This is a genomic window from Leisingera sp. MMG026 (assembly GCF_021654205.1).
Classification (GTDB): domain Bacteria; phylum Pseudomonadota; class Alphaproteobacteria; order Rhodobacterales; family Rhodobacteraceae; genus Leisingera.
On record NZ_JAKFZM010000128.1, the window covers coordinates 1 to 1,021 of the forward strand.

A 1,021-nucleotide genomic window follows, 5' to 3' on the forward strand; every position below is an offset into this window, starting at 1 on the left:
TAGATCGCGTCGATCCGTCCTGGCTCAGACATTTTGCGCGCCGTGTCGAAGGCGAAACAGCCTATGAAATGCGCCGTCATGCCGAGGAGAAACGGATCGGGCTGCTGGCCCTGTGTATAATGTCTCGCAAATCGCAGCTGATCGATGGGCTGGTAGATCTGTTGATTGATGTCGTGCACCGGATCGGGACGAAATCCCGGCGCAAGGTGATCGGCAAAATTGCCGCCGACATCGAGAAGGTACACGGCAAGGAACGATTGCTGGTTGATATCGCCACAGCTGCGATGATGACCCCGAATGGCAGGGTCTCGGATGTGATCTTTCCTGTTGCGGGTGCTGCGCGAACTGAATGCGACTTTGCCTTCCAATGACCTGGTTCGGCTTCGATGGTCTGGCCAAAACCGGATTTGCGTCACGCCATATGCACCAGCGCCTGAACCGCACGGTCTCCTTTCAATGAAAGCTGAAATCGGTAGACGGTGGCCGATGACGGGCCTGCTGGATGCGCTAAAAGAGACTGCGCTGGATACCGGGTTTCTAGACGCCTTTGAAACCTCAGCGAGCCGTGAGGCGCTTGACCGCATAGTCAGAGACCAGCGTTTGTGTCTGTACGGTCCGGGCACCAATGCCGGTTTGAAACGAGTGGCCGCCGGGGTGCCTGGGATCAGCTATGATGAACTCTTGCACATTCGCCGCCGGTATATTGACCCGGCCTCGCTTCGGGCTGCGGCGGCAAAGGTTGCGGATGCCACTTTGGCGGTTCGGAATCCGGTCGTATGGGGTGATGCAGGAACTGCCTGCGCGGCAGTTTCTACCAAATTCGGAGCCTGGGACCGGAATCTGATGACAGAATGGCACGCTCGGTATGGTGGGCGGGGCGTCATGAGCTATTGGCATGTCGAGCGTCAGGCGACCTGTGTCTACTCCCAATTGAAGCGGCGTTCATCCTCGGAAGTGGCGGCCATGATTGAAGGCGTCTTCCGGCACTGTACGGCTATGGAGATTCAGAGAAAGTGGAGTT

1 protein-coding gene and 1 pseudogene are annotated in these 1,021 nt (G+C 57.4%); both read left to right on the plus strand.

The window, feature by feature from the left end:
* Positions 1-371 (plus strand): annotated as a pseudogene (locus tag L1069_RS23750) (Tn3 family transposase); the annotation flags it as partial.
* Between the two features lie 85 nt (positions 372-456).
* On the plus strand, positions 457-1,021 hold a 565-nt coding region (locus L1069_RS23755; protein WP_237457287.1), incomplete at its 3' end, for a transposase.